The sequence below is a fragment of the Lysinibacillus sp. NPDC096382 genome (genome assembly GCF_044762845.1).
Classification (GTDB): domain Bacteria; phylum Bacillota; class Bacilli; order Bacillales_A; family Planococcaceae; genus Lysinibacillus.
In genome coordinates, this window is the sequence record NZ_JBIWFC010000016.1 from 17,764 (window position 1) to 36,662 (window position 18,899).

The 18,899-nt window shown below is 36.4% G+C and carries 19 protein-coding genes; 12 read left to right on the forward strand and 7 right to left on the reverse strand.

What is annotated here, in order from left to right; all coding sequences use genetic code 11:
- Positions 1–141 precede the first annotated feature (141 nt).
- Positions 142–534 carry a ribonuclease HI family protein gene (locus ACIQZA_RS18965; RefSeq protein ID WP_400935863.1) on the reverse strand — a complete coding sequence of 131 codons (393 nt, stop codon included), beginning with the start codon at positions 532–534 and terminating at the stop codon, positions 142–144.
- A 416-nt stretch (positions 535–950) separates the two neighbouring features.
- Between ACIQZA_RS18965 and ACIQZA_RS18970 the strand changes: the two genes are divergently transcribed.
- Positions 951–1,142, forward strand: a complete 192-nt coding sequence (locus ACIQZA_RS18970) for a zinc-finger domain-containing protein (protein ID WP_132358910.1) — start codon at positions 951–953, stop codon at positions 1,140–1,142.
- Positions 1,143–1,438: 296 nt separating this feature from the next.
- Here the strand turns inward: ACIQZA_RS18970 and ACIQZA_RS18975 are convergent, their stop codons facing one another.
- Together ACIQZA_RS18975 and pepF are read right to left on the reverse strand one after the other, a co-directional pair.
- A complete protein-coding gene (locus ACIQZA_RS18975; RefSeq protein ID WP_132358907.1) occupies positions 1,439–2,422 on the reverse strand; it encodes an SEC-C domain-containing protein in 984 nt (327 codons plus the stop codon).
- Positions 2,423–2,645: 223 nt separating this feature from the next.
- The gene (gene pepF / locus ACIQZA_RS18980) at positions 2,646–4,460 is read right to left on the reverse strand and encodes an oligoendopeptidase F (protein ID WP_400935860.1); all 1,815 of its coding nucleotides are present in this window, start codon (positions 4,458–4,460) and stop codon (positions 2,646–2,648) included.
- A gap of 578 nt (positions 4,461–5,038) precedes the next feature.
- Here pepF and ACIQZA_RS18985 point away from each other — a divergent pair.
- The 3 genes from ACIQZA_RS18985 to ACIQZA_RS18995 all read left to right on the forward strand — a co-directional run bounded on the left by ACIQZA_RS18985 (position 5,039) and on the right by ACIQZA_RS18995 (position 6,758).
- Complete coding sequence (locus ACIQZA_RS18985; RefSeq protein WP_402883458.1) at positions 5,039–5,446, forward strand: hypothetical protein; 408 nt, start codon at positions 5,039–5,041, stop codon at positions 5,444–5,446.
- Positions 5,447–5,749: 303 nt separating this feature from the next.
- A complete protein-coding gene (locus tag ACIQZA_RS18990; RefSeq protein ID WP_142508232.1) occupies positions 5,750–6,190 on the forward strand; it encodes a Dps family protein in 441 nt (146 codons plus the stop codon).
- Between the two features lie 220 nt (positions 6,191–6,410).
- The gene (locus ACIQZA_RS18995) at positions 6,411–6,758 is read left to right on the forward strand and encodes a general stress protein (protein WP_400935855.1); all 348 of its coding nucleotides are present in this window, start codon (positions 6,411–6,413) and stop codon (positions 6,756–6,758) included.
- A 116-nt stretch (positions 6,759–6,874) separates the two neighbouring features.
- On the opposite strand, the gene ACIQZA_RS19000 is transcribed toward ACIQZA_RS18995, so the two are convergent.
- Complete coding sequence (locus ACIQZA_RS19000; RefSeq protein ID WP_400935853.1) at positions 6,875–7,774, reverse strand: DMT family transporter; 900 nt, start codon at positions 7,772–7,774, stop codon at positions 6,875–6,877.
- A gap of 134 nt (positions 7,775–7,908) precedes the next feature.
- Between ACIQZA_RS19000 and ACIQZA_RS19005 the strand changes: the two genes are divergently transcribed.
- From ACIQZA_RS19005 to ACIQZA_RS19015, 3 genes are all read left to right on the forward strand, one after another.
- On the forward strand, positions 7,909–8,784 hold the full coding sequence (locus ACIQZA_RS19005) for a LysR family transcriptional regulator (protein ID WP_400935851.1): 876 nt from the start codon (positions 7,909–7,911) through the stop codon (positions 8,782–8,784).
- A 97-nt stretch (positions 8,785–8,881) separates the two neighbouring features.
- The gene (locus ACIQZA_RS19010; protein ID WP_402883456.1) at positions 8,882–9,556 is read left to right on the forward strand and encodes a phosphopantothenoylcysteine decarboxylase domain-containing protein; all 675 of its coding nucleotides are present in this window, start codon (positions 8,882–8,884) and stop codon (positions 9,554–9,556) included.
- Positions 9,557–9,862: 306 nt separating this feature from the next.
- Positions 9,863–10,018 (forward strand): YezD family protein, encoded by a 156-nt coding sequence (locus tag ACIQZA_RS19015; protein WP_400935847.1) that lies wholly within the window; start codon positions 9,863–9,865, stop codon positions 10,016–10,018.
- A gap of 86 nt (positions 10,019–10,104) precedes the next feature.
- Here the strand turns inward: ACIQZA_RS19015 and ACIQZA_RS19020 are convergent, their stop codons facing one another.
- Together ACIQZA_RS19020 and ACIQZA_RS19025 are read right to left on the reverse strand one after the other, a co-directional pair.
- The gene (locus tag ACIQZA_RS19020; protein ID WP_402883454.1) at positions 10,105–10,647 is read right to left on the reverse strand and encodes a carbon monoxide dehydrogenase; all 543 of its coding nucleotides are present in this window, start codon (positions 10,645–10,647) and stop codon (positions 10,105–10,107) included.
- A gap of 135 nt (positions 10,648–10,782) precedes the next feature.
- Positions 10,783–11,271: a flavin reductase family protein gene (locus ACIQZA_RS19025; protein WP_402883453.1), complete on the reverse strand. Its 489-nt coding sequence runs from the start codon at positions 11,269–11,271 to the stop codon at positions 10,783–10,785.
- A 177-nt stretch (positions 11,272–11,448) separates the two neighbouring features.
- Here ACIQZA_RS19025 and ACIQZA_RS19030 point away from each other — a divergent pair, with 177 nt between their 5' ends.
- Positions 11,449–12,234, forward strand: coding sequence for a VOC family protein (locus ACIQZA_RS19030; protein ID WP_402883451.1), 786 nt, complete (start codon positions 11,449–11,451; stop codon positions 12,232–12,234).
- A 79-nt stretch (positions 12,235–12,313) separates the two neighbouring features.
- Here ACIQZA_RS19030 and ACIQZA_RS19035 read toward each other — a convergent pair whose 3' ends face one another.
- Positions 12,314–12,514: a cold-shock protein gene (locus tag ACIQZA_RS19035; RefSeq protein WP_132358884.1), complete on the reverse strand. Its 201-nt coding sequence runs from the start codon at positions 12,512–12,514 to the stop codon at positions 12,314–12,316.
- Between the two features lie 445 nt (positions 12,515–12,959).
- Between ACIQZA_RS19035 and ACIQZA_RS19040 the strand changes: the two genes are divergently transcribed.
- From ACIQZA_RS19040 to gdh, 4 genes are all read left to right on the forward strand, one after another.
- Positions 12,960–14,639 carry a formate--tetrahydrofolate ligase gene (locus tag ACIQZA_RS19040; RefSeq protein WP_142508223.1) on the forward strand — a complete coding sequence of 560 codons (1,680 nt, stop codon included), beginning with the start codon at positions 12,960–12,962 and terminating at the stop codon, positions 14,637–14,639.
- Positions 14,640–15,715: 1,076 nt separating this feature from the next.
- The gene (locus ACIQZA_RS19045; protein WP_402883450.1) at positions 15,716–16,330 is read left to right on the forward strand and encodes an HD domain-containing protein; all 615 of its coding nucleotides are present in this window, start codon (positions 15,716–15,718) and stop codon (positions 16,328–16,330) included.
- A 511-nt stretch (positions 16,331–16,841) separates the two neighbouring features.
- Entirely contained in the window at positions 16,842–17,441 is a 600-nt protein-coding gene (locus ACIQZA_RS19050; RefSeq protein WP_400935898.1) for a nitroreductase family protein, read from the forward strand.
- Positions 17,442–17,905: 464 nt separating this feature from the next.
- A complete protein-coding gene (gdh, locus tag ACIQZA_RS19055) occupies positions 17,906–18,691 on the forward strand; it encodes a glucose 1-dehydrogenase (protein WP_402883448.1) in 786 nt (261 codons plus the stop codon).
- The last annotated feature ends 208 nt before the right edge of the window (positions 18,692–18,899 follow it).

The following is an 18,899-nucleotide window of genomic DNA, read 5'->3' on the forward strand; positions in this document are numbered from 1 at the left end:
ATGCGATTGCTTATGAGCATGGCATATATTTTGTTTATATATGAAAAATGATAAAAATGAAATATTGGGGGATATTAATTATCTAAATGAAGTGAAGGGAGGAGACCGACTCTTGATAAGGCAAGGGACAGTCCCCGTAGTTTAATTTTTTTCTTTTTGAATCGCTTTACGTGCAAGTGCATCTGCTGCTTTATTTTGCGTATCTGAAACCCATTTGATGAAAAATAAATCGAAGCTATTTGCAAGTGTAAGTGCCTGCTCAAGATAAGGTTTAAATTCCTCATTTTTCACATATTCTTTTTCCATAGAGGCCACAACAATTTTTGAATCGGAGCGCACTGAGACTAGGTTTGAACCAAGCTTTCGTGCTTCCTCAAGACCGCGTACTAAGGCAGTAAACTCGGCAATGTGGTTATTGGTTTGCCCTATATACTCACTGATTTGTATATGATGGCCTTCTCCTTTAATAAATATCCCAATACCACTGGGGCCAGGATTTCCTGCACTAGCAGCATCAATATATACTTCTAACATAAAATCCCTACTTTTTGATTTAGATTATACATTAATTGTACATCAATAGTGCTTTTTCACAATATTTAAGTAGATGATGATCGATTATGCCTTGGCATAATTCCGTGGCATCCGCCGGAGGCTTTAACGTCTTTCAGCGAGGCTTAGAAACCTGCTGAAAAGAAAGTAGCTCAAATCCGCTTTTATCTCACTACCTAAAGAGATGGGAAAAATCTGTACCTGTCGCTATGCTTTCGGTACAAAAGACATTTGTAACTGCCGTTTCACTTACGTTACAAAAAGCATTTGTGCCTGTCGATACAAAAGAGCTTTGCAGAAAGATGTTAAATGGATAAACAAAATAGTTGCTTGTTCAAAATGTTCACTTCATAATAGTAGGAAGCGAAATTTGGACGTGAAAGGAGCGAGAGTTCAATTTGGATAAAGTGACGGTTATGAAAGATATTGATGAACTACATGATACGTATTGTGCTGATTGCTTAGTGATAAAGCAATTACGAAAAGATCGTGGTAAACCTGGAGCTCACCGCTTCTGTATAGAGGCGTGCACCGTAGGAGAGCGACTACAATTTCTTGGAGAAGAGCTCTTGAAGGTGTATAGTAAATAATGTTTTTAAACCAGTACAGAAATGTCTTACAACTATAAAAGTAATCATAGGAACTAAACAGACTATGTTTAAATAAAATAAAGCTTATTTCATTTTTGCTCATTAAATAATCATATTTACTAATTTCGATGCATAAATAACAATATGTTCGGAAATAATAGTATTGGTTGGTTACCATAGAGAAAGCTACTTTGGTGTTGGCTCATTGCCGATAATAAAAGTAGCTTTTTTCTATGGTAACTAAAATGCGCCACACACTCTAAAATTCCTTAGAATGTGTGGCGCTATTTTAAGCATTATTTAGTTGCAGCATAGCTACTTAAGTCTTGATAGTATTTTGTGAGAGAGGAAGCTGAAATATCGAACGTCGCCGCAATTTCTTTTACAGTCAGTGATAACGGCTCGAATAGCTCTTTTTCTTGACCATATCGAATCGCGCCGGCAGCAATAGCAGCCTCTTTGCGCGCAGATGGTTGTCCTTCAATTAAATAGTCCTCTAAAAGCTCTAACAAAGGTGCTGTTTCACGCTCATTTTGCTCAAGGAAATCTTTAACCTGAGTGATTACATTGCTCTCAAAGTTCGTGAACTCCTCGCCTTTATAACCGTTTGATACAAGTAATTCCCAGAAGGATAAATGTTCTTCTTTTAGGAATGCTCCAGCCTTCTTCTCAGAAGCATCAAAAGTTTTCTTAAATTGCTCAAATACTTTAGCATGATCTTCTGGGAAGAAGATAAGCGTTGATACAGCTAAATAATGCTCTGATTTTTTTGTACCATCTGGTAAGATGAATGCAAAGACATGCATACCTTCAGGGATTGGTTTGTCATTTTCACGACGAATATGAATCTCTTCATTTGTTAACACATGTGTAGCCTTGAAATATTTTTCTTCTACAACTGACACGGAACCAATAAATAGACGAGGTTGTGACCAGCCTTCTAACACTTTTACCGTAGAAGGTCTTACCGTTTTTTTCTTTGTTTTCTTTAAGTAACCTTTCCAAATTGATGGTTCTTGATGGAAGAAGAAGTCGTCTAACGCGATCGCCTCGATCAGCTCTCTTTGTAGTACGCTCTCTAATTTAGGCTGCCATGTACCTACATGCTCTATATAGGCGCGAACATCTTTACGTTCTGGATATTCTAAGTAAAATGTTTGTAGTACACGCTCTAATTCTTCGATTGCTACAGCTTCTACGGTAACCTGTTGTTTACCTTCACAACATTTTTTATATTTTTTGCCGCTACCGCATGGGCATGGATCATTACGTTTTACCATAATTAGAAACACTTCCTTTGAAAATTGTTAGTAGAATTTTGCTAAATAAATTGCATACAATTAATAATAACGGTACATTTGTATGAAGAAAAATGATTGTCTATTTAGAAATATCAAAAAACATAGAGGGACGGCCTGATTCTAGTATATGTATGTATTTTCCTGCTTAGAACTAAAAAAACCATCTACGCTTTAAAAATAGCATAGATGGTTCTTGCTTTGTTTAGCCTGTGACAGCTTCCATTTCTATCGTTAATCTTTCGAGCTCATCAATAAGGTGACCAATATAAGCAATCGTATCTCGAAGCGGCTGATCTGTTGTAACATCGACACCCGCCATTTGAGCTAGCTCTACAGGTGATTTCGTACCTCCAGCTTGAAGGACTGCTAACCATTCATCTACAGCCGTCTTACCTTCTTTTAAGATACGCTTAGATACTTGTGTGGAAATTGTTAAGCCAGCGCTATATGTGTATGGATATAGGCCCATATAATAGTGTGGTTGACGCATCCAAGTAAGCTCTGCTCCCTCCGTAATATCGACGGTGTCACCCCAGAAATCTTCTAATACGGTGCGTTTTAAGTGATTTAAAACAGTAGCATTCACAGCTTCTCCAGCATCGATTAATTCATATACTTTTCGTTGATAAGCTGCCTCTAGTAAGTGTGTGACGAAGTTATGATAATACGTTTTGGACACAATATTTGAAATTACCCAACGTTTGAAGCGAAGATCGTCGTTATGGGTTAATAAATAATTAGCTAGCAGCATTTCATTCATTGTTGATGGTGCCTCGATAAAGTATAACGACGGACGACAGTTAAAATAAGATTGATGGGTATGTGCATTCACAAAATGACCTGCATGCCCAAGCTCATGAATTAAAGTGAATACCTCATTCATACGTTCATTCCAAGACATTAAAATATACGGATGACTACCATATGGACTTGAACAGAATGCCCCAGTCGATTTTCCTTTGTTAGGTGCATAATCAATCCAGCGTTCGTTAAAGGCCTTTTCGAGCATCTCTTTATAACCTTCACCCATAACATCTAATGCTTTTTCAACATATTCTTTTGCTTCAGCCATTGTTAATTTCGGATCATAGTCTGGGTCAAGGGCAATCTTTAGATCGGCAAATGTCATTTTTTCAATGCCGTTTGCTTGTTGAATAAGCTTTGCGTAACGGCGCATATGTGGAGCAAGCTCTTTCGTAATCAGGTCTATTTGACGATTATAAAGCGTACGATCAACATCTTGATCAAATAATAAATAGTCAATGACAGAATCAAAACCTCGTAAATCAGCCATCGTTTTTTCCTGTTGAATGTGTGTGTTATAAATTTTTGCAGTTGTGTGCTGATAATCGCGCAACTTATTCGAAAATGCTTGGAAAGCTGCACGGCGAACATTTGTATCAGCGTCAAACTCCCAATCATTCTCGTATAATACAAAACTAAGTGGATGTTTTTCGCCATTGGCATCAAACTCTCCAAAATGCATATCTACAAGCTTTGTCGTATTATACGTTTCATATGGTGCTTTAAAAGTAGAGCTAAATGCAGCTAGTGCTTTTTCTACCTCTGGATGTAGCTGATGCGGCTTTTGTTTTAATAATTCCTCTAAATAGACTTTATAATTAGGGCTTAATGTAGCAGCTTCCTCTAAAATAGCCTCATCTAGTGCTAGTAATTCACTGCGTACAAAAGAAATTGTACTACTTATTTTTCCGACTGCCGTACCATATTTTGCAGCACGCATTTGAGCTTCGTTATCTGTATGGTCAGCTCGATTATTTAAACTTGCATAAGTACCAATAGGAACTATGCTTTCATATAGTGCTTCATAAGCTTTTAAAACATCAATTACCTTTTGAGCATCCGTAATTGTACCTTGATACGTGCTTTCGAAATTTATTGCATCTTCCACAAGCTGTGCTAAAACACGTTCAAAATCCGCGTCATTTTTAAGTAAATCTGTTAAATCCCATGTTTGTTCTACTGGCACATCTTTTCGTAATGGTAATACCTTCATTAATTAACACCCCTTTTTAGTAAGTGATTCCATTATAGCGAAACTATTTCGGAAAGTGAAATAATTATAGAGAATAGTTTCAATGTTCTTAAAAATGTATGTTCGTAATAGCTATAATGTATTTAAGGTAAGGGGGGATGTAGTTATCATGCAGCTAGTTTAGGAGAAATCAGATGTGTATAAGCTTAGTCAAGTGAATCAAGATAATCTAATTGCGGATTTGTTTGAAGATTTTTTGTTGTTCTTTTTGCCAGAATTACATGCAGAAGTGAATTTTTCAACTTCTTTCAGTGGGTGTCCAAACACCCCTGAAAGCCTCCGGCGGATGTCACGGAATCGGAAAGGAGTTCTTTGTGCAAGCACAAAGCCGATTCCGGACGCAATTATGCCGAGGCATAATTGATAGTAAGTTGAGTTTTTACAGCAAGAGCTTTTCAAAGAAATTATTGAGCATCGTCAAGGGCGCAAGGTAGCTGATCAAATTGCGAAAGTTCATTTAAAGAGTGGGGGTGAGCAATGGATCCTTGTCCATACAGAGATACAAGCGGTAGATGAAGTGCACTTTGCGAAGCGAATGTTTGAGTATTTTTATCGACATCAATGATCGTTATGGTAAGAAGATTGTGGCAAGTGCAATTTTTACAGACACGAGTACCAAAAGCACGAATCAGTTTCATGAAAAATATTATGGTACAGAAATAACTTATACATTTAACAAGTTTGTCGTGTCAGATTTTGATGAAGAAGCATTAAAAAAATCTACGAAGCTGTTTAGTAAAGCTTTACTAGCATTAATTTATTTAAATCAAGCAAAAAACGAAATGAGCTATCGTAGTGCTTACAAAAGAGCATTATTAAGAGAAGTTTCGTTATTAAGTAAAGTTGAACGCACAGAGATACGTGCGCTTTTTTCCTACGTTGATTATTTATTAAAGCTACCAAAATCTATGTCTGAGCAGAAAGGGAGGAAGATATTTTGCATCTAAATAAAAAAGATTTACCGCCGACATTTGCTGGAGTTTTGGAATTAGAAAGGCAGGAAGGAATTGAGCAAGGAATCGAACAAAAATGACAATCTCTTATTCGGTTTGTTGTGATGTTTAAACGTCCAATTGATGGTATCCATCTATTTTTTAGGACAGGCTATGTAGCGGAAAATGTTTTGGTTTTGTATTTTTTATCTACAGATGACCTTAGAATTTTTTCCAATGAGAAAAATGTGTGTATAGCTAGCATACGTTGCAACGCATACTAATGACTAGAATAACTGGCACATTGGAGGAGAAATAATGTCACAAAACTTAAACAAACAATTAAATAAACTTGTCGCTACATGGTCTGTACTTTATACGAAATTGCACAATTATCATTGGTATGTGACGGGGAAAGCTTTCTTTACACTACATGCAAAATTTGAAGAATTATATAATGAAACAACGTTAAATCTAGATGAAATTGCAGAACGTATTCTTTCGAAAGATGGAAAACCAGTTGCTACGTTAAAAGAACATCTTGAGCTATCCTTTATAGAGGAAGCGGCAGGGAATGAGACGACAGAGGAAATGGTAGCAACAATCATTGCGGATTTCCAAAAACTTATGAAGGCTTTGAATTCAACGATGGAGCTTGCGGCAGAAGAAGGAGACGATCGAACAGAGGATATACTAAATGCTATGTATCAGTCCTTAGAAAAGCATACATGGATGTTGAAGGCATTCCTTGAGCATTGAAAACCAAGTAATTGATAGGCAAAGGGGACTTTAATGTACTTCCATTGCCTATTTTTTTAATGTTTCATAAAAGTATTAGACCTTTGTTTCAAAAGGTGAACATGGATCACAGAGATATTACAAATATTAAAGTTCGTTAAAAGAATGGGTAAAATGGATTTATTTCTTGAATAGGAAGGTAAGATACTTAGTAAGCCATACAAATTAGGAGGAATTGAGCATGATAAATGAGCAAAACCCACAAATTGAAGTGGCCCATACAAGGGAAGAAATGCTCCATATTTTAGAAAGTATGCGTTTAGAAGCATGTCAAATAGAGGATATTTACGTTATTGCAAAGGATCCAAGCAAATTTGAGGGTGTAAAATGGGATGCTAATGTTAAAACACATGAGGTAGGGAATTGGGTTGATCAAATTAAGTCTTGGTTTACCGGTGAATCGGCTGTAAAAGAAGGATTTAAGCGATTTGATCTTACGGAAGGTCAAACAGCTTACTATGCTCATCTCGTTGAACAGGGTGTCATCGTATTATTTGCTGAGCATTTAGCTGAACCCATGACGACATAATGTATACTATGATGATAATTGCTATTTGTCTTGATTCACATTTAACAAGGAGAGTTTAAATGCTAGAGCTAACTATAAAATAAAAAACAGAGTGAGTGCACATGCACCACTCTGAATTAATTTATAGCTTTTTCATGTTCATGTTTTTTAATAAAGCGTAAAACATGGAGATGCTCTAATTGGGCAACAAGATTACCAATTAGAATAAAGCTACCACCTATAACTATTTTTACTGTTATTCCTTCACCAATAAACAGTATGGCAAACATCGCTGCGAAAATTGGCTCTAAGGAAAATATTAGTCCTGTATGTGTAGCAGAGGTAAACTGTTGTGCAACAGTTTGACCTACGAAGCAAAATGCACTACAAATGACACCAAGTCCTATAATAGCAACCCAAGAAGTCGTTGTATTTGGAAGTGTTGGTGTTTCGAAAATAAATGTTAATACAAGTGCATAAAGTCCAGCAAAACCGAGCTGGTAAATGCCATAAGAAATTGAATCAACGCTCCGTGTAAATGAGCTGTTTAATAGTAAGTAAAACGAATAACATAGTGCAGCAATGGCTATTAGAATATCTCCCTTTTGAAAGGTAAATGAGCCATGTGCCGTTAAAATTGTAATCCCAATCATTGTGCAAATAATTGCAAAGCTAACTGCTCTTGAAGGTAATTTCTTTTCAATAAAACTGCTGAAAATAGGTACTAAGATAACTGTTAGACTTAAAATAAAACCAGCATTTGATACCGATGTTGTTGCTAGTCCGAATAAGCTTAGAACGAACACAATGAATAATAGAAACCCTTGTATAGCTGCATATTTTAGTGTTTTAACATCGACTTTAATCATGCGTTTATAAAAGATAATACCAGCTACGAAAAATGCGATGATACAACGCAATGCCACCACATTATAAACAGCCAATGTTTCAAGCCCCATTACCATAAAAGTATAAGATAAGCCCCAAAACATTGTCACAATAACCATTAATAAATTTGCTTTTCCTTGGATACTCATTATGCTCACCTACAATCTGTGTACTAAAACAGTTTTTATTCTAAAATTTACTATAAATCTTGTGTTGTGATTAGTAAAACGAATGTTTATAATGGTTGGTATTAAAAAAATTCATGTATATAGAGGACAAGGCGATGAGTTTAGTCAAATATGAGATTTTGAATAAAGTGGCTGAGGTAGCTAGCTTTACAAAAGCAGCAGATGCATTGGGATTAACCCAATCTGCTGTAAGTCATGCTGTTTCAAGCTTAGAAAAGGAGTTCGGCTTTGCACTCATTCACAGAAGTCGAGCAGGTGTCACGTTAACGAGTGAAGGTAATACAATGCTGAGGGCAATGAGACATGTGCTCGATGCACAAGAACTATTACAGCAAGAAGCCGCACACATACTTGGCGTTACTCGAGGAAAAGTAAGAATTGGTGTAATTTCAAGTATTTCTTCAAACTGGATGCCGGAAATTGTTCGTATTATGGACAATCAATTTCCTGGTATACAAGTCGAATTGCGTGAGGGAGATTATTATGAAATTGAACAATGGCTATTGAGTGGAGAGGTTGATGCGGGATTTTTAAATGGTCAAAAGTCTAAGCAGTATCAGTTTACCGAACTTCAGCAGGATCCATTGCTGTGTATTGTCTCCGATAAAAGTCTACTTTATAATAAAGCCGAAATTGATATTGTTGAACTAGAAAACATGCCATTTATCATGACTTCATATAAAGGGACAAATGATGTAAAAGTGCTGTTAGAGCAATATCACGTGAAGCCAAATATTCGTTTTGAACTATCGGAAGAGGTAGGGATCATTTCAATGATTGCTCACCAGCTTGGAATTAGTATTTTACCGAAATTAGTGACGTATAACTTACCTCCTACGATAAAAGCTATACCTTTAAAACAAGGTGGTTATCGCACAATTGGAATTGCGATGAAACATCATGCTTCACCAGTGACCAAGAAATTTGCTGAGATATTAAGTTCCTGGTTAAAAGAGCAAAATATGAAATAGTATTAATTTAACGCCATCCTTATAAAAACAACATTGAAGCATAACATAGCATTACGATAAAATAGTAATTGTATATTTTCTAGAAAAAGGTGAGTGTATGGGGACATTACGAGGTAAGACCGTACTCATTACAAGTGGGGGAACACTTGAAAAATGGGATCGTGTGCGTGGGCATACGAATTTATCGAAAGGGTCGATGGGCTGTTATTTAGCTGAAGCGGCATTAGAGGCTGGGGCAAACGTATTGTATATGCACGGTTATTTTGCACAGCTTCCGGCGAACAAAGATAAAATGTGTACCATTCGATTTGAAGGTATTGAAGATTTAGGCGAGAAAGTTCGACATGCTGTTCAGGAAGAACAAGTGGATATCGTTATTATGGCAGCTGCAGGTTCTGATTGGCTCATTGACAAAGTGTATGACCAATCTGGGAATTTAATGGAGGAAGTAGGTAAAATGCCATCTGATGAGCCACCTATCATTCACTTTAAAAAGGCGCCTAAAGTATTAGGTCAAATAAAAGGGTGGCAGCCTAAAGTAACTTTAGTAGGCTTTAAACTCGAGGCAACAGATGGCGAGGAATTTTTACTATCCCGTGCACGTCTACGGATGGAATCCGCCAACGCTCAGTTTATGGTAGCGAATAGCTCACAATCTTTATATGGTGGAGATGAGCCACACTGGATTGTACCGGCTAAAGGCGAACCGATGAAGGTTATGGGCAAGCAAAAGACAGCGAAAGCACTAATGGATTGCCTACAAAATAATTAATAAAAAAACTGTGTAGAGGTAAATAAATCTGCACAGTTTTTGTTTTGGTGTTTTTTCCATGAGGACGATGCTGGTGCTTATTGATTTTTTAATTCCTTAGTAAACAAATAAGATTTATAATATTTATATTGACAACGGGTTTTCAGAATTATAGAATTATTCCAAAGAAACGAAATACCTACAACTTGGCCTAAAAGAAGCTTTGATAATAAATAATATAGTAGGTCAAATCCAAAGAGCTATTTAGGAAGTGGGCTATGATTGATGTTTTGGCCTCAAAATATGTTAAAAGAAGGGGTGTATCGGATGACTCAACAGGCAAAGGTAGATGACAATAAACTAGAGGCAATTGCAAAGGCAATTCAAAATTTGGAATTTGGAGAAGTACACATTACGATTCAAGATGGTGTCATTGTGCAAATTAACAGACTTGAAAAGCAAAGATTTCCGCAGAAAAAATAAACAGTATGGAGGATATTTCCATTGTTTAGGTTGGCCATTTTATGTTTAGGAACTGTTGAGCTCACTATCCATAGCAACAGCATAGGTTATTTTAAAGAGTTAGCTATTTTAACTAATGTATGAGGTGTATCAGTGTTAGTTACCTCTTTATAAATACCTAGTAAATATTGCAAATTGTTTTTTTCAAAGACAAAAAAGTTAAATAGTTGGTCTTCAAAATAAATTGCTTTTGTATCATCTTGAAGAGTATATTCTTTACCTTTAAAGTTCAATTTGTCTTTGAAGCTTATTTTATTCTCTATTGATCGAATCTCAATTTTATAAATATTTTCTTTTATTTCTTTATTAACAAACATAATACTCAATGCATCATTCACGTTATATTTTTTATCTTCGTAAAATTTCCCAAATTGATGTGTGAAGGAAATCGGTGGCATAAGTTGAGGTAACTTTACCTTGCACTTACAATGATATTCAAATTTCTTAACGGACTTTTCCACGGATATATATCCACCTTCAGCGAATTTTTCTTCAAATGAAGGAGGGGGGGTGTGAAAATTTGCAGTTACCCATTCATTAGCCGAAAATAAAAAAATAATAGGTATCATGTAAAGGGATTTTTTTAACATTTGTACTTCACCTCATCAATTATTATTTCATCAATCAAACTTATTATTTCGATAAAGAGCGGAAAAATACGTCAAAAAAACAGGGTGATCACGACGAGTCATCCTGTTTTTTGCGTATAAATTTCTTGCAATAGCCTATTCATAAAAACTATTTGGGATTTCACCAATATGCCTGCGATGATATAGTAAGGGTTCCTTCTGTGGATTTTCAATTTCTAGGACCTGCCCGATAAATATCGTATGATCTCCAGCATCGATTTGCTGAGATGTTTTGCATTGTAAAATGGCCGCAGTATCATGTAAAACCGGTAGACCTAAAGCAGAGATTGACCATTTAGCCTGGGCGAAACGATCTGGGATTTTACTTGAAAATAGCGTACATAAGTGTTCTTGATTGCTCGCTAAAATATTGACAGCAAACTTTTGAGTCGCTGTAAAATATGGATGTAGCTGTGATTTTTTATCGAGCGACCATAAAATAAGGAGTGGGTCTATGGAAACTGACGCAAAGGAATTGACAGTTAAGCCAATAGGTTCACCTACGTCATTACAAGCAGTGACAACGGTAACACCTGTTGGATAATTACCTAAAGCTAGTTTAAAAGCAGCTACTTTGTCTGTCATTCTAATCACCTCTTCATTGATTTACGAAAATAAAAAATCTTTTTAATGAACTACTAGCATCGAAATCCTTTTGTTGAAATATAGCAACTTCTAATAATTATAATATTCTAAATTTTATTCTAAACCAACAAAACTAACAGGTAAAGTATATAATAGAGAAAAAAAGGGGGTTCAGTCATGACTTTATATTTTGACCATCTAGTTCATCAAGTTCAATCACCAGAAAATACAAAGGTTTTTTTAAATAAACGTAATATCCATACAGTTAACGGTGGTCAACATACAATGTGGGGGACATACAATACGTTAAGCTATTTTGGATTAAACTATATTGAGCAAATAGCGATTTATGATCGTAATTTATTTGAAAATGCAGTGAAATTACCTTATTCCCTACATTATACGTTTAAACGTGCTAACGAGCGCTATGGTTTTTCAAGAATTGCATTACGTACAAAAAATATTGAAGAAGAGGCACAACGTTTACGTGCACTTGGATTTGAAGTATATGGGCCTGATGCTTGTAGTCGTACAAGACCAGATGGCTCTGTAGTAGAATGGAAGCTATTGCATTTTGGAAAGCCAGAGCAGGCAATTGATTTTCCATTTTTGATTGAGTGGACTGATACAGATGAGGAACGTGTGGCACAATTAAAAGCAAATGGAGCCATTGATACGAATCAAACAATATCGATGGAATCTGTCCAATTTTATGTGGAAGATGTGCAAGCAACAGTGAATTTATGGAAGGAAGTATTACAACTACCAGAGCCTGACCAACAAGAGCAGTTTATCTCCTTACATCTACCAAATATTCGACTGGATTTTTATGACGAAGTGGCTGCAGCGGCTATGACACTAGGTCATTTAAATGAAGGGGCGTTTGGGGTTACACTTATGGATACTAATAGAACGAAGGAAACGCTAGTTTTTCCCGGAGCTTTTTATTGGATCAATCGCTGAAGTTATAATGTTATAAAGCAGCGCTAATTTCAGCATTTGAAAAAAGGAGCCGTTCATCCATCGAACAGCTCCTTTGAGTTTATACTTTCACAACATTTGACGCCTGTGGCCCTCGATTGCCTTCGACCACTTCAAATGATACCTTTTGACCTTCTTCAAGTGTACGGAAGCCTTCCTCTTGGATTCCCGTAAAATGTACAAATACATCTTCTCCATCATCACATTCAATAAAGCCATAACCTTTTTCATTATTGAACCACTTTACGATTCCCTGTTGCATAAGCATTCGCCTCCCATGCGCTTGAATGTAGAATAAAATCAATTAAGTCGTGACATAAATTGTGAAAATGTGAAAAAATGCATTTTCATTTAGAACATACATGAATTGTGCAATGTTGTCAATCGATTGTCGAAATACTTGAATAACTTACTATGATTTTATTCACAATAAAGTCTATAATGGAATTAACTTCTTTCAGCAAATTCCTGCTGAAAGGAGTTAAGACCTCGTGGCGGATGTCACAGAATCGGAAAGGAAGTCTTAGAGGATGTTAGCCTAAAATCATCGCATCCATGCGATAAAGGCTAACTGACCTGCAAATGTCCTGTGGCATTACCGAAATGACCGACATCGTGTCGGCCCTCATGCAGGCCTAAGCACAAAGCCGATTCCGGACGCAATTATGCCGAGGCATAATTGACCGACATAGAAAGTAGGATGCCAAATGACAACGAAAAAACAACCTTTGACAGATCTAGAAATCGCTAATCAAGCGGTTATGCAACCTATTACTGAAATAGCGAAAGCAGCAGGTATTCCAGAGGATTCACTTGAACAATATGGTCGCTACAAAGCAAAAATTGATCCATTAAAAATTACAGCACATGGTGAGGAGGCAAAGGTTGTATTGGTAACAGCTATTAGTCCAACTCCAGCGGGTGAAGGGAAATCAACTGTAACGGTTGGGCTTGCTGATGCACTTCACCAATTAAATAAAAATGTTGTTGTTGCTTTACGTGAGCCATCACTTGGCCCTGTAATGGGTGTAAAAGGTGGAGCAACAGGTGGTGGATATGCACAGGTTGTGCCGATGGAAGATATTAACTTGCATTTCACTGGTGACCTTCATGCGATAACGACTGCGAATAATGCATTATCAGCCTTTATTGATAATCATATCCATCAAGGAAATGCTTTAAACATTGATCCTCGCCGTATAATCTGGAAGCGTGTAATGGATTTAAATGATCGCGCCCTTCGTAAAGTTGTTGTTGGTCTAGGTGGTCCTGTTCAAGGGATGCCACGTGAGGATGGCTTTGACATTACTGTTGCATCAGAAATTATGGCAGTTTTCTGTTTAGCTACAAGTATTGAAGATTTACGGGAACGTTTATCAAGTATCGTCATCGGTTATACATTTGATCGTGAGCCTGTATTCGTGCGTGATCTTCAAGTAGAAGGGGCCTTAACATTGTTATTAAAAGATGCCTTCAAACCAAACTTAGTGCAAACGCTTGAAGGGACACCTGCCATTATTCACGGTGGACCATTTGCCAACATCGCACATGGCTGTAACTCGATTATGGCGACACAAACAGCTCGTAAGCTTGCAGATATCGTTGTGACTGAAGCGGGCTTTGGTTCAGATTTAGGTGCTGAAAAATTTATGAATATTAAAGCGCGTAAAGGGGGCTTTAAGCCAAGTGCAGTTGTAATCGTAGCTACAATTCGTGCATTAAAAATGCATGGCGGTGTAGCGAAAACGGAACTAGTTGGCGAAAATGTAGAGGCACTTTTACAAGGAATTGAAAATTTAGCCAAGCACGTTGAGACGATTCGTACATTTGGCGTTGAGCCGATTATCGCTTTAAATCGTTTTATTACGGACACAGAGGCTGAGTTAGAAGCAGTCCTGAATTGGTGTCAAGAAAATCATGTTCGTATCGCGCGTACAAATGTCTGGGAGGAAGGCGGAAAAGGTGGTCTAGGTTTAGCTGAACAAGTGCTAGCTGTTCTTGATGAAGAAAACAATTTCTCACCTTTATATGATGTAACAGAATCTATTGAGGAAAAAGTACGTACAATTGTGCAAAAAGTTTATGGTGGGAAAGATGTGCAATTTACCGACCAAGCGAAAAAACAAATTGCCCAAATTGAAAAATTCGGATGGGATTCTCTACCGATTTGTATGGCGAAAACGCAATATTCATTATCAGACCAACCAAGTCTTTTAGGACGTCCAGAAGGCTTTACAATCACTATTCGCGAAGTCATTCCAAAACTTGGTGCAGGCTTCCTTGTATGCTTAACTGGGGATATTATGACAATGCCAGGTTTACCAAAAGCACCAGCCGCTTTGCGTATGAATGTTGATAATGAAGGACATGCGGTAGGGTTGTTCTAGAGTGAAAGAAGTACAAAAGAATATATAAATACAAAAGCTGCTCCTTTAAATTATAAAGGGCAGCTTTTTCAGTTACATCCGCTAAAAACTATGCCGAAGAATAATAATGATTTTATTCATAAAATAACAGATTTATCTGTGGAGCGTATCGAAGAAAGCAAAGAGGCAAATTCAAAATCGTGAAGATAAATAACAAAAAGGTTAATAAGGCTCGTCATGACCCTAAAATCTCCCGTGTTCAGAATTTCTTCCTTAGGAATGTCTTAGAAGGGGAATACAGGATAATAAGTAGCAAGGAAAAAAGGGAGAGAGGAGATCTATGTCTTTAAAATGGAATTGAAGAAACAATAAAAGCTGCCATCATCTACAATAAATAAGATGGGCAGCTTTTATTGTTTCTTCAGCGGGTTGGTATTACATAACATAACTATCGTTCCTACTTCCTTCTAATACTTCATTTACGGCTTCAATAAAATTCAGAAAAATCGTTGCCTAAAAAAGAATTCTCTAGTCTTGTTAGCACAACTCTGATGATTTGACTTTTCGCAAAATGTTGGCAAGAAACTGGTATGATATTTGCCATGGGAGGAGTTACGTTCACACATATTCAAGATAATGAATAGAAGAAGGTAACGTCGATTAATGATAAAAATATCACACGCTTGCTACATATGCTCCAAGCTTTCTCGGTCGTGAAAATAAGATAATTATTTGTTCACTTATCTCGTCATGTACATTCACTATGCGGGTTAAAACAATGAATTTCTAAGGGAAAGTGTTCACTTTTATTTGTTTAGATGATTGGTTTTCACGATACGCACGTCATCTTTCAACGCAGTATTCAATTGTAAAGCCCGCTGAAGTTGTTTAATCTGTCAAAACATAGTTCTTGTACATCACTGAAATAGTAAACTTACAGAACAAAAATAGATGTTCTGTACATTTATCATACAATATTCTGTAAAATCAGTCAATTGAAAAAACTTCCCAATTTTTTTTAAGCCTAGAGGTTACTTAATTACCAACTATTCTAAGTGATACCGTATAATAAAGGATGAAGGGACTGAACTAAAAATATGAACAATTTAATGAACAAAGTACGAGGGATTTACGAGCAATTTGATGCTAGTCATGATTTTCAACATATTGAACGTGTTTATCAAAATGCGTTAACGATATTACAAACAGAACCAGAAGCCGATGCAGAGGTCGTGAAAATTGCTGTATTGTTGCATGATGTTAGTGATAAAAAGTATACCGATAGTAAGGAGCAAGAGAATAAGCTAATTGCCGAGCTGTCATTAAGCGAGAAGAAGAAGCAACATATTCGAGATTGCGTAGCACAAGTATCGTTTAATGGTGGCAATGAGCTAGAAATAACTTCTCTGGAAGCAAAAATAGTACGAGATGCAGATCGTTTAGATGCGATTGGAGCAATTGGTATTGCGCGCACATTTGCTTATGGTGGAGCTAAGGGTCGAAAGCTTTACGATAAGGAAGAGGATGCACGTAATGATATGACAGAGGAGGAGTATCGCAATAAAAATACATCCTCAGTTACCCATTTTTATGAGAAGTTATTATTGCTAAAGGATTTAATGATTACCGAGAAGGGTAAGCAAATGGCTCAAGAGCGCCATCAATTTATGCTACAGTTTTTAGAGCAATTACAAAATGAAATAGGTGAGTAATACCTCACGCTCCAAAAAAAATCCGTTGTCTATTTCAATAGATAACGGATTTTTTTTGGGCCAATATGTTGATTCATTTACTTGGAAGGAGAAAAAATAAAAAACATGTAAGTATATTTTTTTACTTGCGATATATTCAAATGTGAAAATTAGGTTACCTATACTACATAAAAAGCCGATGCATCATCACAGCCTCTACCTCGAAACAATTGTAAGCGGATAACGTTGTGATTTGGGGGTTTTTATTTAAGGAATTTTGAATACTCTTCCGTTTGTTTGGATAACATATTATTATCATAATATTATAATTAGTTTGATTTAAAATAGAAAAAGTAGCGAATAAAATCGAAAGGATTAAAGGAATTACGAATGGCAGTGTTCATTGTGGACAGGTGTTCTTGTGTAATTAGGCGAGATCCTAGAAAATAAAACAGCCATTAAAAATCTTTAAACGACAGATGAAATATGGATAAAAATAATGTTAGTAAATTAGGAGGAAGAGAAGAAAATGATGACAAACGATTTTTACACTACACTTAAAGAAAGACGTACTTACTATGGAATTAATAAAGAGGTAAAAATATCGGATGAAAAAATTAAAGAAATTGTAGAATTTGCTGTGAAATATACCCCGTCAGCATTCAACTCTCAAACTGCACGTATTGTTGTATTATCAGGTGAGGCACATAATAAACTGTGGGACATTACGACTGAAGTATTAAGAAAAGTCGTTGGAGATAGAGATTTTTCTGGCACTCAACAAAAAATGGATTCCTTTAAAGCAGGTTATGGCACAGTTTTATTCTTAGAAGATGAGGCTGTAGTTAAATCGCTTCAAGAGCAATTTGCTGCATATGCTGAGAACTTTCCAATTTGGTCAAATCAAGCATCAGGTATGCACCAATTAGTTGTGTGGGCAGCATTGGAAGCAGAGGGATTAGGAGCTTCTTTACAACATTATAATCCATTAATTGATGATGAAGTGAAAAAAGAATGGAATATCCCTGAAAATTGGAAGCTCATTGCGCAAATGCCCTTTGGCAATCCAACGGTAACACCAGGCGAAAAAGAATTCCAACCACTTGAAGATCGAGTGAAATTTTACAAATAATTATCTGCTATGTCATTTTTTAAACAGTGAGAAAATACTATTTATAGCCAGTTGACGGTATTGAACCAGTGACTGGTTATTGTTTAATTCGTTTTATCTAGATTTCTAAGCGTTGTTAAAAACGGGGGAATCATCTCGGAAATGGGCAGAGCGTTGCAAATTCGCATTTTCCTGACGGTACCTCATTTTAATGTTTATAAAATGTAAAAAGAATCCATTTTGAACGAATGTTCACATGGATTCTTCTTTATTTTAAAGTAACGTTTTTTATATCAATGGTATAAAAGTGTTGCTTCGTTCCATATTACTATTATGTTTTAAGCAAGTGGAAACCAATATGGGCCGAGTTTTTTTATCATAGTGAGAAAAAAACAAAAACGACAACTTATAGCAATTGAGATTATTTTTTTGTCGCTGCTGGGTTTATGGTAGGAATGGCGAAAGTATAAGGAGGAGGTCTTTAGATGTATCCAGATTTAGAGGGAAAAGTTATTGTTATTACAGGTGCTTCAACAGGATTAGGAAAAGCAATGGCATTACGCTTTGGCGAGGAGAAAGCAAAAGTTATCGTAAATTTTCGCTCAAATGAAAAAGAGGCAAATGCTGTTGTTGAAGGAGTGAAAAAAGCAGGAGGGGAAGCGATAGCTGTAAAAGGAGATGTGTCTGTCGAAAGCGATGTTATCAATCTCGTCCAGACGGCTGTAAATAAGTTTGGAACACTCGATGTGATGATTAATAACGCTGGTATAGAAAATCCAGTACCCTCACATGAAATGCCGCTTGAAGATTGGAATAAAGTAATCAATACGAATTTAACAGGTGCATTTTTAGGAAGTAGGGAAGCAATTAAGTACTTCGTCGAACATGATATTAAAGGTACCGTGATCAATATGTCCAGTGTTCACGAAGTTATTCCATGGCCTTTGTTTGTTCACTATGCAGCTAGTAAAGGAGGCATTAAACTGATGACACAAACATTAGCATTAGAATTTGCCCCAAAAGGAATTCGTGTCAATAATATCGGACCTGGTGCGATCAATACGCCTATTAATGCTGAGAAATTTGCCGATCCTGAAAAACGTGCAGATGTTGAAAGTATGGTTCCAATGGGTTATATCGGAAAACCAGAGGAGATTGCAGCAACAGCAGCATGGCTTGCTTCATCCCAAGCTAGTTACGTAACAGGAATCACTCTGTTTGCTGATGGTGGAATGACTTTATATCCTTCTTTCCAAGCAGGTCGTGGGTAAGTAACAGCAACGAAAATATAATTAATTCCCGCATTCAGTACAGTTAAATTCATGGATTGCATTTGCTGATTTAATTAAAAAATAGCCTAAATAAAAACTGGCATTGGAACCTATCAGACATTTTCCCCTTTCCAATGCCTTTATTTATTTTCTAGGAAAAAGAGAAAAAAATAATAAGGAGCATCACTCACTTTGAAACTGGTCTTTG